The sequence below is a fragment of the Brenneria sp. L4-2C genome, from assembly GCF_040240335.1.
Taxonomy (GTDB): domain Bacteria; phylum Pseudomonadota; class Gammaproteobacteria; order Enterobacterales; family Enterobacteriaceae; genus Brenneria.
This window is the reverse complement of the sequence record NZ_JBEIAC010000001.1, coordinates 624,079-644,873: the sequence shown is the minus strand read 5'-3', so window position 1 is coordinate 644,873 and position 20,795 is coordinate 624,079. Positions and strand designations below refer to the sequence as shown.

Below are 20,795 nucleotides of genomic sequence, written 5' to 3'. Positions count from 1 at the left end.
TGGCTCCTTGGGATTAAGCGGTGGTACCGGGCAATGACTGCAAGGCGGCGATGACGCGTTCGCATTCATAACGGGTGCCGATGGTGATGCGTAAGCAATCGGCCAGTCCGGGCTGTTTGCTTTGATCGCGCAGAATGATGCCTTGATCCCACAGCGTCTTGAACGCCTGACTGGATGGCGTAAAACGCACCAGCAGATAGTTGCTTTCGCTGGGAAACACGGTTTCCACGCACGCCAACGGCGCTAACCGTTCGGCCAGCCAACTGCGGTTTTCCAGCACCTCGGCCACGTTGCGGCGCATTTTGGCGATGCCCTGGGCGCTCAGCGCCTGACCGGCGATATCGGCGACCGGCAAAGAGAGCGGATAGGGCGCAATCACCTTCAGCAGCAATGCGATGACATCCGCATTCGCCAGCGTAAAGCCGCAGCGCAGGCCGGCCAGCGCAAAGGCTTTTGACAAGGTGCGCAGAATGACCAGATGAGGATAGTCCGACAGCCAGCCGATGGTGGAAGATTGCGGGCTGAACTCGATATAGGCCTCGTCGACGACGACCAGCGCCTTGCCCTGCGTCAAATCCAGCAGGCGACGCAGGTCTTCCTGTTTCACCAGATTGCCGGTTGGGTTGTTCGGGCTGCAAACATACACCAGCTTCACGCCGTCCAACTGTTGTTCGATGGACGCCATGTCCAACTGCCAGTCTTCGGTACTCTGCGCCGTACGCCGCTCCACGCCGAAGGTTTCGGCGCTGACCGCGTACATGCCGTAGGTCGGCGGGCAGAACAGAATGGCGTCTTTGCCCGGCTCGCAAAACGCGCGGATCAGCAACTCAATACCTTCGTCCGCGCCGCGACTGACCAGAACCTGTTCCCGCGGCAGCCCGGCATAGTCGGCATAGCGGTCAATCACCAGCCGCGGTTGACATTCCGGGTAACGGTTCAAGGTGGAAAGCGTCAGTTGATACTCAGGCGCCTGTGGATATTCATTGGCGTTTAACCACACATCGCCGCTGCCGCCCAGACGGCGGGCCGACTGATAGGGCGTCAGCGCGCGTACGTTGGCGCGAGCCAGCTTTTCAATGCTCATGCTTGCTCCTTCAATGCGGCGACACGCAGGGTGACCGCATTTTTGTGGGCGGTGAGTTGCTCGGCCTGCGCCAGCGTTTCGATGGTGGGCGCCAGTTGCAGCAACCCTTGCGGCGTCAACTGTTGCACCGTCATGCGCTTCTGGAAATCGGCCAGCCCCAGACTGGAGTATGTCGCCGTGTAACCGTAAGTCGGCAGAACGTGGTTGGTGCCGGAAGCGTAATCGCCGGCGGATTCCGGCGACCAGTCGCCGAGAAAGACGGAACCGGCGCTGGTAATCTGATCGACCCATTTTTCCGCGTCGCGAGTCTGAATAATCAGGTGTTCCGGCCCGTAGCGGTTACTGATTTCAATACATTGCGCCAGATCGCGCGCCACAATCACCCGGCTGCCGGACAGCGCCTGACGGGCGATATCGGCGCGGGAAAGCAGTTGAAGCTGTTGTTCTACCGCGTCGGCGACGGCTTTGGCCAGCGTCGCATCCGGCGTCAGCAAAATAACCTGCGAGTCGGGGCCGTGTTCCGCCTGGGAAAGCAGATCGGCGGCAACGAATGCCGGGGTGGCGCCGCTGTCGGCGATCACCAGCACTTCTGACGGGCCGGCGGGCATATCAATCGCCGCGCCGGCCAGATCCTGACTGACCTGACGTTTGGCTTCGGTGACGTAGGCATTGCCGGGGCCGAAAATTTTATCGACCTTGGGTACGCTTTCGCTGCCGAAGGCCAGCGCGGCGATCGCCTGGGCGCCGCCCAACTGGAACACTTCCTGAATGCCGCACAGCTGCGCCGCATAGAGAATTTCATCGGCGATGGGGGGAGGCGAACACAGTACAACACGTTTGCAGCCGGCGATACGCGCCGGCGTACCCAGCATTAATACCGTTGAAGGCAGCGGGGCGGATCCGCCGGGGATATATAATCCGACGGTGGCGATCGGCCGGGTCAACTGCTGGCAGCGCACGCCCGGCTGTGTTTCCACATCGACCGTCGGCAGCCGCTGCGCATTGTGAAACGTTTCAATATTACGCACCGCCGTCGCCATCGCCTGTTTTACCTCGTCGTCCAGACGTTCGGACGCGGCGGCGATTTCTTCCGGGCTGACGCGAATCTTATCAACCTGCACTTTATCAAACTGAGCGCTGTATTCACGCAGGGCGCTATCGCCTCGGCTTTTTACGCCGGCCAGGATATCTTCGACGATCCGGGTGATGCGATCCGATGCCGAAATTGCCGGGCGAGTCAGTAACCGGCGCTGTTCCTGCGCGGAGCAAGTCTGCCAGTCGATAATGGTATTAAAGCTGTTTAGCGTGTTGCTGTCTGCCATTGCTATCACTCCATCATTTTTTCAATCGGCAATACCAGAATAGAGCTGGCGCCGAGCGATTTCAGTTTTTCCATGGTTTCCCAGAACAGGGTTTCGCTGCTGACCATGTGCATGGCGACGCGGCTCTGGTCACCGGCCAACGGCAGGATGGTGGGGCGTTCCGCGCCCGGCAGCAGGGCAACCACTTCATCCAGACGTTCGCTAGGCGCGTGCAGCATAATGTATTTGGATTCGCGAGCCTGAATCACGCCCTGCATACGGGTCAGTAATTTATCGATTAGCTGCTGTTTTTCCGCCGGCATTTCACCGTCGCGCTGGATCAGACAGGCTTTGGAACGGTAGATGACCTCAACTTCGCGCAGGCCGTTCGCTTCCAGCGTCGCCCCGGTGGAAACCAGATCGCAAATCGCATCGGCCAGACCGGCGCGCGGCGCGACTTCGACGGAACCATTCAGCAGGCAGGATTTGAAGTTGATATCTTTTTTGTCGAGGTATTGTTTAAGCAGATGCGGGTAGGAGGTGGCGATTCGTTTGTCTTTCAGGCATTCCGGTCCGCTATATGCTTCGTCCAGCGGCACCGCCATGGATAAACGACAGCCGCCGAAGTCCAGACGACGCAGCGTAAAGTAGCGCGGATCTTCGCCTTGCGCCCGGCGGTTGAGCAGTTCTTCCTCCAGTACGTTTTCGCCGATGATCCCCAAATCAACCACGCCGTCCATTACCAGCCCCGGAATATCATCATCACGAACGCGCAGAATATCGATAGGCATGTTTTCGGCGAATGCGATGAGACGCTGTTGATGTAAGTTGATTTTAATACCACAGCGCGCCAGCAGTTCTCGTGAATCATCGCTCAGACGACCTGACTTCTGCATTGCTATCCGTAAACGTGTTTTGTCCAGCATGGAAACCTCATTAACCTGTCAAATTAAAAGCTACTTAAAAGTAGGGCCATAAAAAAACGTCGGGAACGTTTTTTAACGTTGCATGGTAACGGCCCGCAGGGTGGCGCGCCGGGAACGCACGCCATAAAAAAACCCTCGGAAGTCAATCTTCCGAGGGCTCTCTTTGCGTTCTGCGCCACTGGAAGATTAAAACGTCTTCCAGCACCAATCGCCTGAAAGACTAGTCAGGGTGATGGTGATGATGGTGGTTAAACAGAACGTTGGTCATAAAATATCTCTTGGCTGCATCAATATATTCACTGTCTGGCGAATAACCTAAACCATGTGCGGGTATCAGCGCAACTCTTTTTTACATATCATCGCTCGATGGGGCGGGTGGAGCGCCGCAGACTGTGGGTGTAAAATGTATTATGCGGCGGATGTGGGAGAGCTAATGATGAAAAAAGTAGCGATTATCGGTCTGGGTTGGTTGGGGATGCCGCTGGCATTGGCGCTGAACGGACACGGCTATCGGGTCGTGGGCAGTAAAACGACGATCGACGGCGTTGAGGCGGCTCGTCTGAGCGGGATTGAATGCTATCCGCTCCGACTGACGCCGGAACTGGAATGTGACGCGGAGGCGTTAAACGCCTTATTGCAGGTTGATGCGTTGGTGATCACGTTGCCCGCCAGCCGCACGGCGCAAGGGGGCGATAATTACGTTCTGGCGATACAGGCGCTGGTGAATTCGGCGCGGGTTTTTCATGTGCCGAGAATTATCTTCACCAGCTCGACATCCGTATATGGCGAGACCACCGGCACGGTGCGGGAAAATTCGCCGCTGCAACCCGTATCGGTCGCCGGCAAGGTCTTAATGTCGATTGAACAGTGGCTACAGCATTTACCCGATACCTCGGTGGACATCCTGCGGCTGGCGGGACTTGTGGGCATCGATCGCCATCCGGGCCGCTTTCTGGCGGGGAAAACCGGGCTGAGCGGAGGCGGACTTGGCGTCAATCTGGTTCATCAGGAAGATGTGCTGTCGGCAATCCAGTTATTGTTAAAACTGCCGGGCGGCGGACACCTGTATAATTTGTGCGCGCCGGAACATCCCGCCAAACAGGATTATTATTCCAGTCAGGCGCGTAAATTGAATTTAACGCCGCCGCAGTTTGCCGCGGAACACGATGAATCGGCAGGACGTTTGGTCGATGGGCAACGCATCTGTCGCGAACTCGGTTTTGAATATCAGTATCCGGACCCGATGACCATGCCGCTGGAGTGACCTCCGGCGGCGCGCGGCCCTGATTATCCGACCTTCGTCGTATGGCCTTATCTCTGTATCGTCTCGTTAAAATATTTTTTCTGCGCAGTTAGCCTAAAATTGGATGCGGCGCTGCCGATACCGTCTGGAGGACCTGTATTATTTGATTTCGCTGCCGCAGGGAGATAAATCCAATAGCGGAACGGTTTGCTGCGCGTCCTATTGGGCAAAGCCAGTCATTTAGGGACGCCGATGATTTGCAAGATGGCCGGAATAAATCATTGGCTGCATGGTGGAGATAACAGTTGTGGATGAAAATTTGAAAGAGCAGTTTGTAAAGCGTAATAAACTGGCTATTTGTGCCACGCTACGTGAATTAAAGAAAAATGACACAACCGTCATGGTCCATCATTCCCGTGGACAGTTCATCAGTAAAATTCTTGACGTATTACCCGACAACGATGTTTTTATTTTTGATCTCGGCGGCATCGAGCAGGAAAGCAGTCGGGCATCGGAAGCGGGAATGCTGGCGTTTATCGCCGAACCGGCCGGGGCAAGGGTCGAGTTTAAAGCAGAGATTATTAAAACCATTGATTTCCAGGGACTACCGGCTTTCAGCGCTTATATTCCCGCACAGCTTTATCTTATTCAACGCAGAAGCTATTTCCGCATCAACACGCCGTTTTGGCCGCCGCTGTTGTGCCGGGGCGAGCTTCCGGACGACAGCGAGTTTCAATTCACGATTAAGGATCTCTCGCTGGGCGGGTTAAGCCTGTGTACCGATCGGGACGTCAATGGCCTGTTAACCGCGGGAGACCTCATCCGGGATGTGGAGATGGATCTTAATGATTATGGCAATTTCCGCCTGGATTTGCAGTTTGTCGGTCAGTCGACGATTAAAGACCTTGATAATAAAGGCGACGTGAAGATCACTCAGCGCTTGAGTTTCCAATTTCCGTCGCTGTCCGCCGCCCAGGAGCGTGATTTGCAACAGGTTATTTTCGAGCTTGAAAGATTACAGATTGAGAAGAAGAAAAAATTTCAGGATCTGTGATTATTTTCCCGTTGTCGTGCCGATAGCATAACCGGCTGCGCGAGCGAGACCGAGCGGGCATAAAACCGGCGATAATAATGCGATAGACAATAAAATCGGCATCAGGCCTCGCCAAATCTTGTCAGACGGGGGGGACTGGTGCAGAATACGCGCCTTGCAAAATAACCGACGCCTAATCGCGTCGGTTATTTTTTTGCATTTATGTCTACAACGAAGAGGCCGGATAACGATCCGGATAGATAATTCTGCTTGTGTGTGCCAGTGAGCCACGGTGAGGAAAGTAAAAATGGGGCAATCAGTAAATTTCGTGCCGGTGCCCGCCGGCTTGTGCGGCAAAAGCATTGATTATGGCGCTATTCACCGGTCGTCATGTCTGTCTGGCATGGTTTCAGCAATCTCATCTCATCGTTATCCAGGCGTAGCCTGTTCCAGTTATTCGAGGTTTATCTCTTCCCCGTCCAGACAATGTCGCGCCGTATGTATGACGGCTCGCGCATCGGTCATGGGTAAAGGGGAGGTAAGCCATGTCGCTTGATACTCGCGTTTCATCCTCGGCTCGCGCTCAATTAAGTAAAAACCTCACGTTATGGCCGGTGGTCATGATGGGGCTGGCTTATTTGCAACCGATGACGATTTTTGACACCTTCGGCATCGTTTCAGGGTTGACCGACGGACATGTCGCCACCGCCTATGCCTTTGCGTTAGCCGGTATTTTGTTTACCGCATTGAGCTACGGTAAATTGGTTCGTCGTTTCCCGTCCGCCGGTTCGGCGTATACCTATGCCCAAAAAGCCATCAGTCCCCATATTGGTTTTATGGTGGGCTGGTCGTCGTTGCTGGATTATCTGTTTATGCCGATGATAAACATCCTGCTGGCGAAAATTTATCTCGCCGCGATTTTCCCCGGCGTACCGTCCTGGATTTTCGTCGCGGCGCTGGTTGGGCTGATGACGCTGTTTAATCTGCGCGGCATCAAGGTTGTCGCCAACCTGAATTCAATCATCGTGGTTGTTCAGGTGGCGATTATGGCGGTGTTTCTGGGACTGGTGATCCACGGGGTTTCTCAGGGCGAGGGGAGCGGGACGCTGGTGAGCGTCAAACCTTTCTGGTCTGACAATGCGCACGTCGTGCCGATGATAACCGGGGCCACAATACTCTGTTTCTCTTTTCTGGGGTTTGACGGCATCAGCTCGCTGTCAGAGGAGACGAAAGATGCGGGTCGCGTCATTCCGAAAGCGATTTTTCTCACGGCGTTAATCGGCGGCGTGATTTTTATCGTCGTCTCCTACTTCTTACAGCTTTATTTCCCGGATATCTCCCGGTTTAAAGAGCCGGAAGCCTCGCAGCCGGAAATTATGCTGTACGTCGCCGGCAAGTTTTTCCAGTCAATCATTTTGGTATTCTCCTGCGTGACGGTTCTGGCGTCAGGTATGGCGGCGCATGCCGGGGTGTCGCGTCTGATGTACGTTATGGGGCGCGACGGGGTTTTCCCCGAGCGTTTCTTTGGCTACATCCATCCGAAATGGCATACGCCGTCGCTGAATGTATTGCTGGTCGGCGCGATCGCGCTGTCCGCCGTGTCTTTCGAACTGGACACGGCAACCGCGCTGATTAATTTTGGCGCGCTGGTGGCGTTTACCTTTGTGAATCTGTCGGTAATATCGCAGTTTTATATTCGTGAACGCCGCAACCGGACGCTGAAAGAGACGTTCAGCTACCTTATCTTACCGGTGCTGGGGGCGCTGACCGTCGGCGCGCTGTGGGTCAATCTGGAAAAAAGCTCAATGACGCTTGGCCTGATTTGGGCTGCGATTGGCTTGCTTTATCTGGCGTTCGTGACGCGCAGTTTCCGCCAGCCGGTGCCGCAGTGTAGCGAAGATCCGGTCTAAACATCGCAGTAGGCTAGTTGGAAAGCGGAGACATTATTCTCCGCTTTTTGACGAAAGATCAATTCGCCAGTTCTTGCGCATAGGCAAAAAGCGCTTTAAGCAGATCGGTCTTTTGCTTATCGCCGTCATAGCGCTGATATAGCGCATCCAGCTCTGCGAAGTAATCCTGTAAACGTTCGCCGGTAAAAACTTCCCGCCGATGTTGTAACCAGCGCTGCTGTTCGCCGTCGTCCAGCGTGTTGGGATAATTGCGGGCGCGATAGCGGAACAGCAACGGCTCCAGCCGGTCGTCCACGAACTTCAGATCCAATGCCGGCAGGTTCTGCGGCGTGGTTTCCTGAATGATTTTCATCGCCATACGGTCGGCGTCGCCGAAAAAACCGTCATAGATCCGCAAATCGACATCGTCGGGAGCGGCAAAAGCCGGCGCGTCGGCAAACAGCGCCACGACTTTTTCTCTGATCTGACTGTTTTGACGCAGCAGCGTCAGATTATCCAGACAATGCTGACGATCGATACCCAGCCGCAGCGCGTCTTCGGGCCGCAGCGTGCTGGCGGGCGCAAGCACCGGACACTTATTGATATGCACCAGCTTGATGGGAACGGCGCTTTGATTTTCCGTCAGTCGATCCCGGCGGGTATACAGACGTTCGCGCAATGCGTCGGCATCCAGTTCCAGCAGGGGAGTCATGTCGCCGGCCAGATCACACATGATAACGGCGTTGCGATTATCCGGATGCCATGCCAGCGGCGCCACCCAACTGGTGTTGCCTCTGGCCGCGCCGAACATGCCGGAAACGTGCATCAGGGGTTTCATTTGCGGAATATCGATCAGGGCGCTGACTTTATTTTTATTGCGCAACTGGAACAAATAATCGAAAAGTTTGGGTTGCGCTTGTTTCAGCAATTTCGCCATGGCGATGGTGGCGTAAACATCAGACATGGCGTCATGCGCATGTTCATGAGCGATGCCGTTGGCCTTGGTCAAATGCTCAAGACGGAAACTGGGTAGCCCCTCATCATTTTCCGGCCATTCGATCCCCTCGGGCCGCAGCGCATAACAGGCGCGCAGCGCATCCAGCAAATCCCAGCGCGAATTGCCATGCTGCCAGCTATAGGCATAGGGATCGTAGAAATTACGATAAAAAATATTACGACTGACTTCATCATCGAAGCGGATATTGTTGTAGCCCATGATACAGGTGCCGGGCTCGCTGAACGCCGCATGAATCCGGCGGGCGAATTCAGCTTCATTCACGCCTTTGGCCAGGGCGGCCTGCGGCGTGATCCCTGTTATCATGACCGCTTCCGGTTCCGGCAGATAATCATCCGTGGGTTTGCAATAGACGACCAGCGGTTCGCCGATGATATTGAAGTCCATATCGGTTCGTACCCCGGCAAACTGCGCGGGCCGGTCGCGGGCCGGATGTTTACCGAAAGTTTCATAATCATGAATAAAAAACGTGGGTTGTGTTTTATCGGCCATAGTGACATTGAGCTGCATGTTTGTTCTGCGCGCCGGGTTCGGCAGCAACCAGTTGGTAAACGTCAAGGATATCATTGAATCCGTTTTCTGTGGCGCTTTCCTGACGCAGGTCAAATTCCTTACCAGCGTAATTGCTAGGCAGGCGCATTATCCTCGGTTACAATTATTTCCTTTGAATGCGAATGATAATTAAGTTGTTTATTGTCTGGCGTTTTATTCTGGATGATAACCACTGGGAGAAAAAATAATGCAGATGAACGTGGCTTTTGCGGTGAGAACGACATTTTTGGCGTCAATATTTGCGCTGTCTGGTTGCGATCAGTCGGTTTCATCAACGGAAAGCGCGAAAACGATAAGTATTGAGCATGCGCAGGGAACCACTCAGGTGCCGCTGCATCCGCAAAAAGTCATTGTTCTCGACCCGGCCATTTTGGATACGATGGATGCCCTGAAAATCGATGTCGCCGGCGTGCCGCAGACCAGCTCGCACCTCCCTGAATATCTGGCTAAATACCGGGGCAGCGAATATCTCAATGCCGGCACCCTGTTTGAACCTGATTATGAAGCGCTGAGTAGCGCCAAGCCCGATCTGATCATCGCCGGCGGGCGCGCTACCGACGCTTACGACAAGTTGAGCGGCATTGCGCCCACCATCTCGCTGAACGTTGATGCAAAACAGTTTATGACCAGTTTTAGCCAGCGGGTGGAGCAACTGGGATCGATCTTCGGTAAAGAGGAAGAGGCAAAGACGCAGTTGGCGGCGTTTAAACAGCAGATCGCCCAGACCCGGGAAAAAGCCGCCAATGCCGGGCCTGCGCTGGTGCTGATGGTCTCTGGCGGAAAAATGTCGGCCTACGGTCCGGGTTCCCGCTTTGGCTTTATCTTTGACGAACTGGGATTTAAACCCGCCGCAGAGTTTCCTGACGCGGGCGTCGGGCGACATGGGAATGTCGTGACCTCGGAATTTTTACTCAGCGTGAACCCCGAGTGGCTGTTTGTGCTGGATCGCGATAACGCCATCGGGCGGGCGGGCGCCGACGGCGAGTCGGCACGGCAGGTGCTGGATAATCCGCTGATTCATAAAACCAACGCCTGGCAACAAAACCATATTGTCTATCTGGATTCCACCTCGATTTATATTTCAGCCGGGCTGCAAAGTTATAAAAATCTGATTGCGGATGTGAATAACGCATTGGATAAAAAATAGCGGCGGATTGTGGCAGGAATAATGAAATCTCTCTATTTTTCGCTTGGCATCATACTGCTGGCGGCGATGATCGTCGCCAGCCTCTTTCTGGGCGCCGGCCGCGTAAGCCTACAGGCGGTCTGGACCGATCAGGCCATGCGCGATATTTTCTTTATCAGCCGCGTACCCCGAACGCTGGCCTTGCTGTTGGCGGGAAGCGCCATGAGCGTGGCCGGTTTGATCATGCAACTGCTGACCCAAAACCGTTTTGTTGAGCCGTCGCTGGCCGGTACGACCCAGTCGGCGGGATTGGGGCTGTTGGTCGTGATGGTGCTGGCGCCGTCAGCCCCGGTGTTTGTCAAAATGGTGGTCGCCAGTCTGTTTGCGCTGGCCGGTACGCTATTGTTCATGCTGCTGCTGAGACGCATTGTGCTGAAATCCGCGCTGGTCGTGCCGCTGGTGGGCATCATGCTGGGCGCGGTTATCAGCGCGATCACCACCTTCGGCGCCATGTATTACGATCTGTTGCAGGCGCTTGGCAGTTGGGAGTCCGGGGATTTTTCCGGCATCTTGCAGGGGCGTTATGAACTGCTATGGCTGGTCGGTTGCCTGACGCTGGCCGCCTGCTGGATCGCCGACCGCTTTACCGTGGCGGGAATGGGACGGGAATTCTCGGTCAACGTCGGGCTTAACTATCGGCAAGTTATGCTGATGGGGCTGTCGATCGTCGCGGTCATCAGCGGCGTGGTGGTCGTTGTGGTCGGGGCGCTGCCTTTTCTCGGTCTTATTGTTCCTAATCTTATCAGCATGTTATTGGGTGATAACGTGCGTAAAACCATTCCGTGGGTTTGCCTGCTGGGTGGAGGCTTGGTCCTGCTGTGCGACATCATCGGCCGGGTGATTCGGTATCCTTTTGAGATACCGGCCAGCGTCATTCTGGGTGTTATCGGGGCTGTTGTTTTTCTTCTCCTGCTGTTAAGTAAAAAACGCCATGTCAGTTAACAAAGCGAATTCGGCCGCGCCGATCACGACCGCCACGCGACCTGGACTCTCCTCCCGCGCGCGTTTATTGCTGCTTTGCCTGTTGGCGCTGGGCGCGATGGCGATCTTTATGACCATCAACCTCGGCAGCAATCTGCGCTACATCCTGACGCATCGAGGATGGGTGCTGGCCACCATGCTATTGGTGGCATTTGCCGCCAGCGTATCGACCGTGTTGTTTCAGACGGTCACCAATAACCGCATCCTGACGCCTTCGATTATGGGATTCGAAGCGCTATTTATTTTGATTCAAACCGCCATGATTTTCGTTTTCGGCTCACAGGGCGTACCCGATCTGGGCGTTCAGGGGAAGTTTTTCCTGGAAACGCTGCTTATGGTGTTGTTTTCCGCGGTGCTATATCGCTGGTTATTCACCGGTAACCGCAACAATCTGCATCTGGTGCTGTTGGTGGGCATTATCTGCGGCACGCTGTTTCGCAGTATCGCCAACCTGATGCAACGGTTATTGGAGCCCAGTGAATTCGCCATTTTGCAGGGGAGAATGTTCGCCACCTTTACCCGAGCCGCCCCTGAATTGATTGGGCTTTCGGTTGCGATCTCGGCGGTCGTCGGCATCGTGATCTGGCGTATGCGTTTCCAGTTCGATGTGTTGGCGCTCGGGCGCAATACCGCCATTAATCTGGGGATGAATTACAAACGCAGCCTGACGGTGATTTTACTTTTAGTCTCGGTATTGGTCGCCATCTCGACGGCGCTGGTCGGGCCGTTGACCTTTCTGGGCTTCATGGTGGCCAATCTGGCGTATCTGATTATCGGTTCCAGCCAGCATCGCTTTTTGCTGCCCGCGGCGTTTCTGCTGGGCATTATCGCGCTGGTCGGCGGACAACTGGTGCTTGAGCATCTGCTGCATATGTCCGGCGCGTTGTCCGTCGTCATTGAGTTTATCGGTGGTTCACTGTTTATTCTGTTGTTGCTTAGGAAGGTTTCCCTGTGATTGAAATCAGCAATGTAACTAAAACGTACAATAATGTGGCGGTACTGAAAGAGGTGGCGGCCACCATTCCCCGCGGGGGCGTGACTTCAATTATCGGTCCTAACGGCGCAGGAAAATCGACGCTTTTATCCATCATCAGCCGTTTATTGGCGGCCGATCGGGGGCGGGTCAGCGTCAACGGCATGGATGTGACGACGACGCCCAGCGATAAGCTGGCGACCTGTCTGTCGGTATTGCGGCAGGAGAACCAGTTTACCAGCCGGTTAACCGTCGCCGATTTGGTGGGATTCGGCCGTTATCCCTATACCAAAGGGCGCCTGAACGCCGACGATCGCGAACGTATTGAGGCGGCGATGGCGTTTCTCCATCTGACGGAGTTCAGAGATCGTTTTCTGGATGAATTGTCGGGCGGTCAGCGACAGCGCGCCTACGTCGCGATGGTGCTGTGTCAGGACACGGAATATGTGCTGCTGGACGAACCGCTCAATAATCTGGACATGAAGCACGCGGTGGCCATGATGAAACAAATTCGCCGCGCGGCGGATGAGTTGAACAAAACCATCGTGCTGGTCATCCACGATATCAATTTCGCTTCCGCCTATTCGGACTACATTATCGCCATGCGTCAGGGACAAATTATCTATAACGGCACGCCGGAAGAAATCATGGTTTCCACGGTGCTTGAAGATATTTTCGACACGCAGGTCGCGATCGAACAGGTTCATAATCAGCGCATTGCCGTGTATTATCGGTAATTAATGGATTCCGAATAAAACCATCTTGTCGCAGATAGCTGCTAACCTGTATGGTTAGCATATATCGAAATCTGTGTTTGACTTAAGTAAGGGTAGAAAAATGGATAAGGATACTAAGCCTTGTTTCCAGGATGTACTGGAGTTTGTTCGCATGTTCCGTCGTAAAAATAAACTACAGCGTGAAATTATTGATAACGAAAAGAAAATTCGTGATAACCAGAAGCGTGTTTTACTGCTTGATAACCTGAGCGACTACATTAAGCCGGGGATGAGCATTGAAGATATTCAGGGGATCATCGCCAGCATGCGCAGCGATTATGAAGATCGCGTCGACGATTACATCATTAAAAACGCCGACCTGTCGAAAGAGCGTCGCGAATTGTCCAAGAAATTGAAAGCCATGGGTGAAGTGAAATAACCCAGACGGTAATATTGCCGCCATACAGTCAGGGATCGCACAGGCGGTCCCTTTTTGTTTCTCCGCCAGATATTGTCCCGCCGCTTCCCCGACGGCATCCGTTTATCGACAAGCATCAGAGCCGCTGCGCATGCTCTCTGCCCGATGACTGAAACCGTTCGTTTTTATTGCGTAACGCCTTCCAGCGAGAGATTTTACCCCCGCACGGAAAGCCGATGATGTAGCAAGATAACGCATCCGAACCTTGAAAGGGCCGTGCCGCCGTTGCGCTACATGAATAGAATCTCCGCAAGCGCCGTTGCCGTCGCCGCGATCCTCGGTATTTTGCCGCTGTTGATCCTGCCGCAGCTCCCGTCGTCAAGAATGCTGTGGGGCGGGATGCTGCTGGCGGCGACGATGGGGCTGAACGTCCGCCGCTATGGGTTGCGCATCACGGCGATTGCGTTGTTCGGCTTTTGTTGGGCGGGATTAAGCGCGCAAACGCTACTCGAACACATCGACCAGATGACGCGGCAACCGGTCAACGCGATAGTGACGATCGCCGGCATACGCTTTGCCGGCGTTGATGAGCCTCAGGCGATGGTTAAACTGGAAAAAATAAACCAGCGCCGGGTCTTTCCGCCGCTTTATGCCAGAGTGACGTTGTCACATGAAATGCGGGACTGGTGCGGCGGACAACGCTGGCGGATCGTCGCCGGTTTCCGTCCCGTACACAGCCGCCTGAATGAGGGCGGATTTGACAGTCAGCGCTGGGCCGTCGCGAAGCGCCAGCCGCTATCCGGCCGGATTGCCTCCGCCCAGGTTATCGATTCATCCTGCGATCTGCGCCAGCGCATCATTTCTCATGCGGAACAGCGGATAACGGCGCTGCCGTGGCGCGCTATCCTGTTGGCGCTGGCGTTCGGCGAAATGAAAACCGTCAGCCCGGAAAGCAAAATGCTGCTTCAGAAAACCGGCACCATGCACCTGATGGCGATCTCCGGTCTGCATATCGCCCTTGCCGCGCTCTTTGGCTGGGGTATCGCAAGGGCAATCCAGTATTTTCTGCCGGCGCGGGCGATTGGCCATCGCTTCCCGTTATTGATCAGTTGGCTGATGTCTTGGGCGTATGTGTGGCTTGCCGGGGGGAATCCGCCGGCGGTCAGAGCGGCGCTGGCGCTCAGCGTATGGATCCTGCTGCGGGCGAAAGGCGTGATATGCGCGCCGTGGCAGGTGTGGCTATGGTGTATCGCGCTTATTTTGCTCTGCGATCCCCTCAGCGTTTTGTCAGACAGCTTTTGGCTTTCCTGCCTTGCCGTCGCTTCACTGATTTTCTGGTTTCAGTGGGCGCCATTGCCCCAACGATGTCAGCGCGGCGTTTACTGGTGCTGGCTGCGTTGGCTGCATTTGCAAGCGGGAATGACGCTGCTGTTGATGCCGCTGCAACTCGGCATGTTTCACGGCGTCAGTCTGACTTCGCTGCCGGCCAACCTGTGGGCAATCCCCATCGTTTCATTCATTACCACGCCGCTGGTGCTGTTGGCATTGCCCCTGATGTACATCGCCGATCTGGATTATGGGCTGTGGTGGCTGGCGGATGTTTCGTTGAGAGCCGTGTTTGCGCCGCTGGCATCGATGCAGGCCGGGTGGGTCGATCTCGAATCTTCCCTACTGGTCGGCAGCGTTGCCGGCTGGCTGGGCGTGGTTATCTGGCGCTTTGCCTGGTGGCGATGTCATCCCGTCAGCATCGTCAGCCTCATCATGCTGCTGCTGGTTTTCAGAGTGAAAGACGAACAACCGAACTGGCGGGTCGATATGCTGGATGTCGGACACGGGCTGGCGGTGGTGGTTGAGCGCAATGGCAAGGCCCTGCTGTACGATACCGGCAATCGTTGGGACGGCGGCGATATGGCGAGCCGGGAAATCTTGCCCTATCTGCGTTGGCGTGGGTTAGCGGTGGAAAAAATCATTCTCAGCCACAGCCATATGGATCATGTCGGCGGTCTGGATACGCTAAAAACGGTATTTCCGGCCGCGGAAATATTCAGCTCTTTCCAACAGGCCGGCCATTATCCCTGTCGGCGCGGCGAGATTTGGGTCTGGCAAGGCCTGACATTCACGGTATTGTGGCCGGAATCGCTGGTGGTCAGAGCGGAGAATAACGATTCCTGCGTGATTCGCATCGATGATGGCAAATATCGCGTGTTATTGACCGGCGATATCGAGTCGGCGGCGGAGCAAACGCTGGTGAAAGGGCAGAGAAATGCGTTGACTGCTGATTTGTTACAAATTCCCCATCACGGCAGCGGCACGTCGTCTTCGCCGCCGTTTATCCGGGCGGTGAATGCCGGGGGCATTGTCTCTTCCAACGCGCGTTATAATCCGTGGCGACTGCCGGCGGCAAAAGTTGTGGCGCGCTATCGCCGCTATGGCTATGAGTGGCTGGATACGGCGACGTCGGGACAGCTGAGCGCGCGTTTTTTCAACGATTACTGGCGCATAATACGCTTCAGGGAGCAAATATCGCCCCGCTGGTATCATCAGTGGTTTGGCGTAAAGCGGGATAATGAGTAAAATAGGCGGCTATTTCTTATTGGCTCAGGTTTATTGCATGCTGAATGATAAAGATCTCTCCACCTGGCAGACGTTTCGTCGCCTATGGCCGATGATCTCTCCTTTTAAAGCGGGGCTGTTTGCGGCCGCGATCGCGCTGGTTGTTAATGCGGCCGGCGATACGTTAATGCTGTCTCTGCTTAAGCCGCTGCTCGATGAAGGTTTTGGCAAGACCGATCGCTCGGTTCTGGTCTGGATGCCGTTAGTGGTTATCGGTCTGATGCTGATGCGTGGCGCATCAGGTTTTGTTTCAAGCTATTGTGTGGCCTGGGTGTCCGGTAAAGTGGTGATGGCGATGCGCCGTCGCCTGTTTAACCATATCATGGGGATGCCGGTTACCTTTTTTGACCAGCAATCAACGGGTACGCTGTTGTCCCGCATCACTTATGACTCCGAACAGGTCGCCGCATCATCGTCAAACGCGTTGATTACGGTGGTCAGGGAAGGCGCTTCAATCATCGGTCTTTTCATCCTGATGTTTTATTACAGTTGGCAGTTATCGATCATCCTGATCGTCATCGCGCCGATTGTCTCCATCGCTATTCGTCTTGTCTCCAAGCGTTTCCGTGAAATCAGTAAGAATATGCAGAATACCATGGGGATGGTGACCACCAGCGCCGAGCAGATGCTGAAAGGTCACAAAGAGGTCTTGATTTTCGGCGGACAGAAAGTGGAAGCGGAGCGCTTTGATAAGGTCAGCAACCGTATGCGTCGTCAGGGGATGAAACTGGTGTCCGCTTCCTCCATTTCCGACCCGATCATTCAGTTGATCGCGTCGCTGGCGCTGGCTTTTGTTTTGTATGCGGCCAGCTTTCCAAGCGTGATGGAGACGTTGACGGCAGGGACGATTACGGTGGTTTTCTCATCAATGATTGCGCTGATGCGGCCGTTGAAATCCCTGACTAACGTGAACGCCCAGTTCCAGCGGGGGATGGCGGCTTGCCAGACGCTGTTCGCCATTCTGGATATGGAACAGGAAAAAGATACCGGCAAGTTGGAAATCGAGCGCGCCAAGGGCGATCTGGAATTCCGCAATGTCGAGTTCGCCTACGCCGGCAGAGAGAATCTGGCGCTGAAAAACGTCAGCCTGCACATTCCGCCGGGTAAAACCGTCGCGCTGGTCGGTCGTTCAGGCTCCGGTAAATCCACCATCGCTAATCTGATTACCCGTTTTTACGATATCCAGTCCGGCGAAATTCTGCTGGATGGACACGATCTGCGGGAATATACGCTCGCCTCGCTGCGAAATCAGGTGGCGCTGGTGTCGCAGAATGTGCATCTGTTTAATGACACTATCGCCAATAATATCGCCTACGCCAGTCATGAACGCTATAGCCGGGAAGAAATCGAACGGGCGGCTCGTATGGCGCACGCAATGGATTTCATCAGTAAGATGGAAAACGGCCTGGATACCATGATCGGTGAAAATGGCGTGTTGCTCTCCGGCGGACAGCGGCAGCGTATTGCCATTGCGCGCGCATTGTTGCGCAACTGTCCTATTCTGGTGCTGGATGAAGCGACCTCGGCGCTGGATACCGAATCGGAACGCGCTATTCAGTCGGCGCTGGACGAATTGCAAAAAGATCGCACCGCGCTGGTTATCGCACACCGTCTGTCTACCATTGAAAAAGCCGATGAAATTTTGGTGGTGGAAGATGGCCGCATTATCGAACGGGGCGGCCATGACGAGCTGTTGGCGAACAATGGCGCTTACGCCCAATTACATAAAATGCAGTTTGGCGAATGATTGAGCGCATCTGGTCGGGGCGCTCGCCGCTTTACCGGCTGCTCATCCCCTTGTCGCTGTTATACGGGCTTATCACGTTTGTGATACGCCAAAGCTACCGCCGGGGATGGCGCAAAAGCTGGCGAGCGCCGGTGCCGGTGATTGTGGTGGGCAATCTGACGGCCGGCGGGAATGGTAAAACCCCGCTGGTTATCTGGCTGGTGGAACAGTTACAGCGCAGAGGCTACCGGGTAGGGGTGGTTTCCCGCGGCTATGGCGGCAAAGCGGATCGCTATCCGTTGCTGGTTGCCGACGATGTCACCACGGCGCAGGCGGGCGACGAACCGGTGCTGATTTATCAACGTACCGGCGCGCCGGTCGCGGTGGCGCCGGTACGTCGTCTGGCGGTGGAAGCATTGCTGGCGCGTTACCCGCTGGATGCGGTGATAACCGATGACGGGTTACAGCACTATGCGCTGGCCCGCGATATCGAACTGGTGGTGGTGGACGGCATCAGGCGCTTCGGCAATGGCTGGTGGCTGCCCGCCGGGCCAATGCGTGAGCGGGAAAGCCGGTTAGCGTCCGTGGATGCGGTGATCGTCAATGGCGGAACCGCCCGCGGCGGCGAGATCGCGATGCGTCTGACGTCGGGAATGGCGATAAATCTGCTCTCCGGTGAGACCTGTTCGCTCAAACAGTTACAAAACGTCGTGGCGATGGCGGGCATTGGCTACCCCCGGCGTTTTTTCACCACGCTGCGCGACGCCGGCGTGAGCATTGCGCGCGAAGCGGCCTTTGCCGACCATCAGAGTTATCAGTTTGAGCAACTGGAGTCACTGACCGACGACGATCAGCCGCTGCTGATGACGGAAAAAGACGCGGTCAAATGCCGCTCATTCGCCCGTCGGAATTGGTGGTATCTGCCGGTGGATGCGGTATTGTCTGAACCTCAGGCCGCACAGCTGCTGAGTCGGCTGGAGGCGGTGCTGGCGAAGCGTTAGGACGGCCGGCGTTTATTCGTTATACCGGCAGATTTCGAGCCGCCGCCGCGGGGCTTGAAAGATGAGGAAATATAATCTTGTTAGCTTCTTGATGGAGGAAGCATGGATCACCGTTTACTCGAAATTGTTGCTTGTCCCGTCTGTAACGGGCGGTTGTATTTTAATAAAGAAAAACTGGAGCTGATATGCAAGGTCGATGGTCTGGCCTATCCGGTGCGCGACGGTATTCCCGTGTTGCTGGAGCATGAAGCGCGCAAGTTAGGGGCTGACGAGATCACACAATGAATTTCAATGTCATCATCCCCGCGCGTTTCGCTTCAAGCCGGTTGCCCGGTAAACCGCTGGCGGATATCAACGGGAAGCCCATGATTGTGCATGTGATGGAGCGTGCGCAGGAGTCGGGCGCCCAACGCGTGATTGTGGCGACCGATCATCCGGATGTGCAGGCCGTGGTGAGTCAGGCGGGCGGAGAAGTGTGCCTGACCCGTACCGACCACCATTCCGGAACCGAGCGGTTGGCGGAAGTGATTGAGCGCTACGGCTTTCCCGACGATGAAATCATTGTGAATGTTCAGGGCGACGAGCCGTTGATTCCGCCGGTAATCGTTCGTCAGGTCGCTGAAAACCTGGCGGCCTGCCGGGCGGGTATGGCAACGTTGGCCGTACCGATTGAAAGCAGTGAAGAAGCCTTCAATCCCAATGCGGTGAAAGTCGTGACCGATGCGCAGGGATACGCGCTGTATTTTTCCCGTGCGACGATCCCCTGGGAACGCGAGCGCTTTGCCCGTAGCAAAGATACTATCGGCGATCACTTTTTACGTCACATCGGCATCTACGCTTATCGGGCGGGGTTTGTCCGTCGCTATGTCAGTTGGGCGCCCAGTCAGTTGGAGCAAATTGAGCTGCTGGAGCAGCTTCGGGTCTTATGGTACGGCGAGAAAATTCACGTCGCCGTGGCAAAAGCGATCCCCAGCGTCGGGGTGGATACGCCGGAAGATTTGGCCCGCGTGCGTGAAGTCATCGCCCGGCGATGATTTTTCTGTTGGCGGCGTTCGTCGCCAACAACGTCAGCGCTTCATGAGTCCGCATCCTCAGCGCATTTTCTTCGTTATCGTCCTCTCTGGCGTGACCGCCATGGTTTCTGATCCGCCTTTCTTTGATCTGTATTGAAGAAATTACCGTTGGCTAATCGCATGATTGACCGTTAAGCGATTCTGCTAAGCAGAGGTCTGGCTATTTATGGAACAATTGAAAGCTGAATTAAGTACGGTGCTGGGCGAAAGCCTCAGCCGCCTTGAGCGGGTAAGCGAGCAACCTTACGCGCATTTGTATGCGTTGTATGATAAGGAAGGCAATGCCATTCCCTTGCTGGCCAAAAGCTATGTCTGTCAGGGCGTGGCGCAGCAGGAAGCGTATAAACTTTCGATGCTGGCGCGCGAAGGGGACGTTCGGCTTCCGACGGTATACGGTTTGGTGATCACCCAGCAAACGCCCTACAAAGAGCTGTTGTTGATCGAACGTTTGCGCGGCGTTTCCGTTGAAGCGCCGACCCGCACGTCGCAGCGTTGGACATTGCTGATGGACCAAATCGTGGAAAACGTGCTGGCCTGGCATCGTATCGATAGTCACGGCTGCGTCGGAACCGTCGACAGCACGCAGGAAAATGACTGGTTCAGCTGGTATCAACAGCGTCTGGAAGTGCTGTGGTCCACATTATTAAATATCAACGCGCACTTGTTGACGCAACAGGATCGCAGTCTGCTCTTTCGTTCGCGCCAGTGTCTGCCTTCATTATTCGATGATTTCAACGATAGCTGCGTGCTGGTACACGGTAATCTCTCTTTGCGCAGTATGCTGAAGGACTCGCGCAGCGATCAACTGCTGGCGATGATTAATCCCGGGGTGATGCTTTGGGCGCCCAGAGAGTACGAACTGCTGCGGCTGTGCGAGTCGGGCATGCCGGAGCAACTGTTATATCATTACCTCAGTAAAGCGCCTGTCGCCGAGTCATTCGTTTACCGTCGCTGGCTGTACGTTATCTGGGAAGCGGTCGCGCGCTATATCCATACCGGACAGTTGGATCGGTTACTGTTCGACAGAGCTTCCCGCGAACTCTCTCCCTGGCTGGAATAGAGCGC

General features: G+C 55.1%; 18 protein-coding genes and 1 other annotated feature. Of the genes, 14 read left to right on the top strand and 4 right to left on the bottom strand.

The genetic code is table 11. The annotated features are described in order from the left end of the window. Positions 1-13: 13 nt before the first annotated feature. From hisC to hisG, 3 genes are read right to left on the bottom strand one after another with little or no spacing between them, the layout of a single operon-like run. A complete protein-coding gene (gene hisC / locus ABRZ26_RS03030) occupies positions 14-1,084 on the bottom strand; it encodes a histidinol-phosphate transaminase (RefSeq protein ID WP_319602754.1) in 1,071 nt (356 codons plus the stop codon). Further along, complete coding sequence (gene hisD / locus ABRZ26_RS03025) at positions 1,081-2,406, bottom strand: histidinol dehydrogenase (RefSeq protein ID WP_319602753.1); 1,326 nt, start codon at positions 2,404-2,406, stop codon at positions 1,081-1,083. Before hisD ends, hisC begins: the two co-directional genes overlap by 4 nt. Positions 2,407-2,411: 5 nt before the next feature. After that, positions 2,412-3,311, bottom strand: coding sequence for an ATP phosphoribosyltransferase (gene hisG / locus ABRZ26_RS03020; RefSeq protein ID WP_319602752.1), 900 nt, complete (start codon positions 3,309-3,311; stop codon positions 2,412-2,414). Between the two features lie 123 nt (positions 3,312-3,434). After that, positions 3,435-3,556: a sequence feature (His leader region), on the bottom strand. Positions 3,557-3,747: 191 nt separating this feature from the next. Between hisG and ABRZ26_RS03015 the strand changes: the two genes are divergently transcribed. The 3 genes from ABRZ26_RS03015 to ABRZ26_RS03005 all read left to right on the top strand — a co-directional run bounded on the left by ABRZ26_RS03015 (position 3,748) and on the right by ABRZ26_RS03005 (position 7,497). After that, positions 3,748-4,575 carry an SDR family oxidoreductase gene (locus tag ABRZ26_RS03015; protein WP_319602939.1) on the top strand — a complete coding sequence of 276 codons (828 nt, stop codon included), beginning with the start codon at positions 3,748-3,750 and terminating at the stop codon, positions 4,573-4,575. 277 nt (positions 4,576-4,852) lie between these two features. Further along, positions 4,853-5,608: a flagellar brake protein gene (locus tag ABRZ26_RS03010; RefSeq protein ID WP_319602938.1), complete on the top strand. Its 756-nt coding sequence runs from the start codon at positions 4,853-4,855 to the stop codon at positions 5,606-5,608. Positions 5,609-6,132: 524 nt separating this feature from the next. After that, complete coding sequence (locus tag ABRZ26_RS03005) at positions 6,133-7,497, top strand: APC family permease (RefSeq protein WP_319602751.1); 1,365 nt, start codon at positions 6,133-6,135, stop codon at positions 7,495-7,497. A 58-nt stretch (positions 7,498-7,555) separates the two neighbouring features. Here the strand turns inward: ABRZ26_RS03005 and sbcB are convergent, their stop codons facing one another. Further along, positions 7,556-8,983 carry an exodeoxyribonuclease I gene (gene sbcB / locus ABRZ26_RS03000; protein WP_319602937.1) on the bottom strand — a complete coding sequence of 476 codons (1,428 nt, stop codon included), beginning with the start codon at positions 8,981-8,983 and terminating at the stop codon, positions 7,556-7,558. 253 nt (positions 8,984-9,236) lie between these two features. Here sbcB and ABRZ26_RS02995 point away from each other — a divergent pair, with 253 nt between their 5' ends. The 11 genes from ABRZ26_RS02995 to ABRZ26_RS02945 all read left to right on the top strand — a co-directional run bounded on the left by ABRZ26_RS02995 (position 9,237) and on the right by ABRZ26_RS02945 (position 20,790). After that, positions 9,237-10,190 carry a siderophore ABC transporter substrate-binding protein gene (locus ABRZ26_RS02995; protein ID WP_319602936.1) on the top strand — a complete coding sequence of 318 codons (954 nt, stop codon included), beginning with the start codon at positions 9,237-9,239 and terminating at the stop codon, positions 10,188-10,190. Positions 10,191-10,211: 21 nt separating this feature from the next. Beyond that, positions 10,212-11,171, top strand: a complete 960-nt coding sequence (locus ABRZ26_RS02990; protein WP_319602750.1) for an ABC transporter permease — start codon at positions 10,212-10,214, stop codon at positions 11,169-11,171. Continuing rightward, entirely contained in the window at positions 11,161-12,165 is a 1,005-nt protein-coding gene (locus ABRZ26_RS02985) for an iron chelate uptake ABC transporter family permease subunit (RefSeq protein ID WP_319602749.1), read from the top strand. Before ABRZ26_RS02990 ends, ABRZ26_RS02985 begins: the two co-directional genes overlap by 11 nt. Continuing rightward, the gene (locus ABRZ26_RS02980) at positions 12,162-12,920 is read left to right on the top strand and encodes an iron ABC transporter ATP-binding protein (RefSeq protein ID WP_319602748.1); all 759 of its coding nucleotides are present in this window, start codon (positions 12,162-12,164) and stop codon (positions 12,918-12,920) included. The genes ABRZ26_RS02985 and ABRZ26_RS02980 overlap by 4 nt, the downstream gene beginning before the upstream one ends. 100 nt (positions 12,921-13,020) lie before the next feature. After that, positions 13,021-13,338: a PTS system regulator TmaR gene (gene tmaR / locus ABRZ26_RS02975; RefSeq protein ID WP_048639190.1), complete on the top strand. Its 318-nt coding sequence runs from the start codon at positions 13,021-13,023 to the stop codon at positions 13,336-13,338. Between the two features lie 273 nt (positions 13,339-13,611). Next, positions 13,612-15,891: a ComEC family protein gene (locus ABRZ26_RS02970; RefSeq protein WP_319602747.1), complete on the top strand. Its 2,280-nt coding sequence runs from the start codon at positions 13,612-13,614 to the stop codon at positions 15,889-15,891. A 37-nt stretch (positions 15,892-15,928) separates the two neighbouring features. Continuing rightward, positions 15,929-17,677 (top strand): lipid A ABC transporter ATP-binding protein/permease MsbA, encoded by a 1,749-nt coding sequence (msbA, locus tag ABRZ26_RS02965; protein WP_319602935.1) that lies wholly within the window; start codon positions 15,929-15,931, stop codon positions 17,675-17,677. Continuing rightward, positions 17,674-18,657 carry a tetraacyldisaccharide 4'-kinase gene (lpxK, locus tag ABRZ26_RS02960; RefSeq protein WP_319602746.1) on the top strand — a complete coding sequence of 328 codons (984 nt, stop codon included), beginning with the start codon at positions 17,674-17,676 and terminating at the stop codon, positions 18,655-18,657. The genes msbA and lpxK overlap by 4 nt, the downstream gene beginning before the upstream one ends. Positions 18,658-18,759: 102 nt before the next feature. Beyond that, the gene (locus ABRZ26_RS02955) at positions 18,760-18,942 is read left to right on the top strand and encodes a Trm112 family protein (protein WP_048639188.1); all 183 of its coding nucleotides are present in this window, start codon (positions 18,760-18,762) and stop codon (positions 18,940-18,942) included. Further along, positions 18,939-19,691: a 3-deoxy-manno-octulosonate cytidylyltransferase gene (gene kdsB / locus ABRZ26_RS02950; RefSeq protein WP_319602745.1), complete on the top strand. Its 753-nt coding sequence runs from the start codon at positions 18,939-18,941 to the stop codon at positions 19,689-19,691. Before ABRZ26_RS02955 ends, kdsB begins: the two co-directional genes overlap by 4 nt. Before the next feature lie 205 nt (positions 19,692-19,896). Beyond that, complete coding sequence (locus ABRZ26_RS02945) at positions 19,897-20,790, top strand: YcbJ family phosphotransferase (protein ID WP_319602744.1); 894 nt, start codon at positions 19,897-19,899, stop codon at positions 20,788-20,790. The last annotated feature ends 5 nt before the right edge of the window (positions 20,791-20,795 follow it).

What these genes read in the sequence shown, in the direction of transcription:
- lpxK (WP_319602746.1), top strand. Translation starts at nt 17,674, where the DNA reads ATGATTGAGCGCATCTGGTCGGGGCGCTCGCCGCTTTACCGGCTGCTC.
- ABRZ26_RS02995 (WP_319602936.1), top strand. Translation starts at nt 9,237, where the DNA reads ATGAACGTGGCTTTTGCGGTGAGAACGACATTTTTGGCGTCAATATTT.
- tmaR (WP_048639190.1), top strand. Translation starts at nt 13,021, where the DNA reads ATGGATAAGGATACTAAGCCTTGTTTCCAGGATGTACTGGAGTTTGTT.
- ABRZ26_RS02970 (WP_319602747.1), top strand. Translation starts at nt 13,612, where the DNA reads ATGAATAGAATCTCCGCAAGCGCCGTTGCCGTCGCCGCGATCCTCGGT.
- ABRZ26_RS03005 (WP_319602751.1), top strand. Translation starts at nt 6,133, where the DNA reads ATGTCGCTTGATACTCGCGTTTCATCCTCGGCTCGCGCTCAATTAAGT.
- ABRZ26_RS03015 (WP_319602939.1), top strand. Translation starts at nt 3,748, where the DNA reads ATGAAAAAAGTAGCGATTATCGGTCTGGGTTGGTTGGGGATGCCGCTG.
- ABRZ26_RS02990 (WP_319602750.1), top strand. Translation starts at nt 10,212, where the DNA reads ATGAAATCTCTCTATTTTTCGCTTGGCATCATACTGCTGGCGGCGATG.
- hisC (WP_319602754.1), bottom strand. Translation starts at nt 1,084, where the DNA reads ATGAGCATTGAAAAGCTGGCTCGCGCCAACGTACGCGCGCTGACGCCC.
- msbA (WP_319602935.1), top strand. Translation starts at nt 15,929, where the DNA reads ATGCTGAATGATAAAGATCTCTCCACCTGGCAGACGTTTCGTCGCCTA.
- kdsB (WP_319602745.1), top strand. Translation starts at nt 18,939, where the DNA reads ATGAATTTCAATGTCATCATCCCCGCGCGTTTCGCTTCAAGCCGGTTG.
- ABRZ26_RS02945 (WP_319602744.1), top strand. Translation starts at nt 19,897, where the DNA reads ATGGAACAATTGAAAGCTGAATTAAGTACGGTGCTGGGCGAAAGCCTC.
- sbcB (WP_319602937.1), bottom strand. Translation starts at nt 8,983, where the DNA reads ATGGCCGATAAAACACAACCCACGTTTTTTATTCATGATTATGAAACT.
- ABRZ26_RS02985 (WP_319602749.1), top strand. Translation starts at nt 11,161, where the DNA reads ATGTCAGTTAACAAAGCGAATTCGGCCGCGCCGATCACGACCGCCACG.
- hisD (WP_319602753.1), bottom strand. Translation starts at nt 2,406, where the DNA reads ATGGCAGACAGCAACACGCTAAACAGCTTTAATACCATTATCGACTGG.
- ABRZ26_RS02955 (WP_048639188.1), top strand. Translation starts at nt 18,760, where the DNA reads ATGGATCACCGTTTACTCGAAATTGTTGCTTGTCCCGTCTGTAACGGG.
- hisG (WP_319602752.1), bottom strand. Translation starts at nt 3,311, where the DNA reads ATGCTGGACAAAACACGTTTACGGATAGCAATGCAGAAGTCAGGTCGT.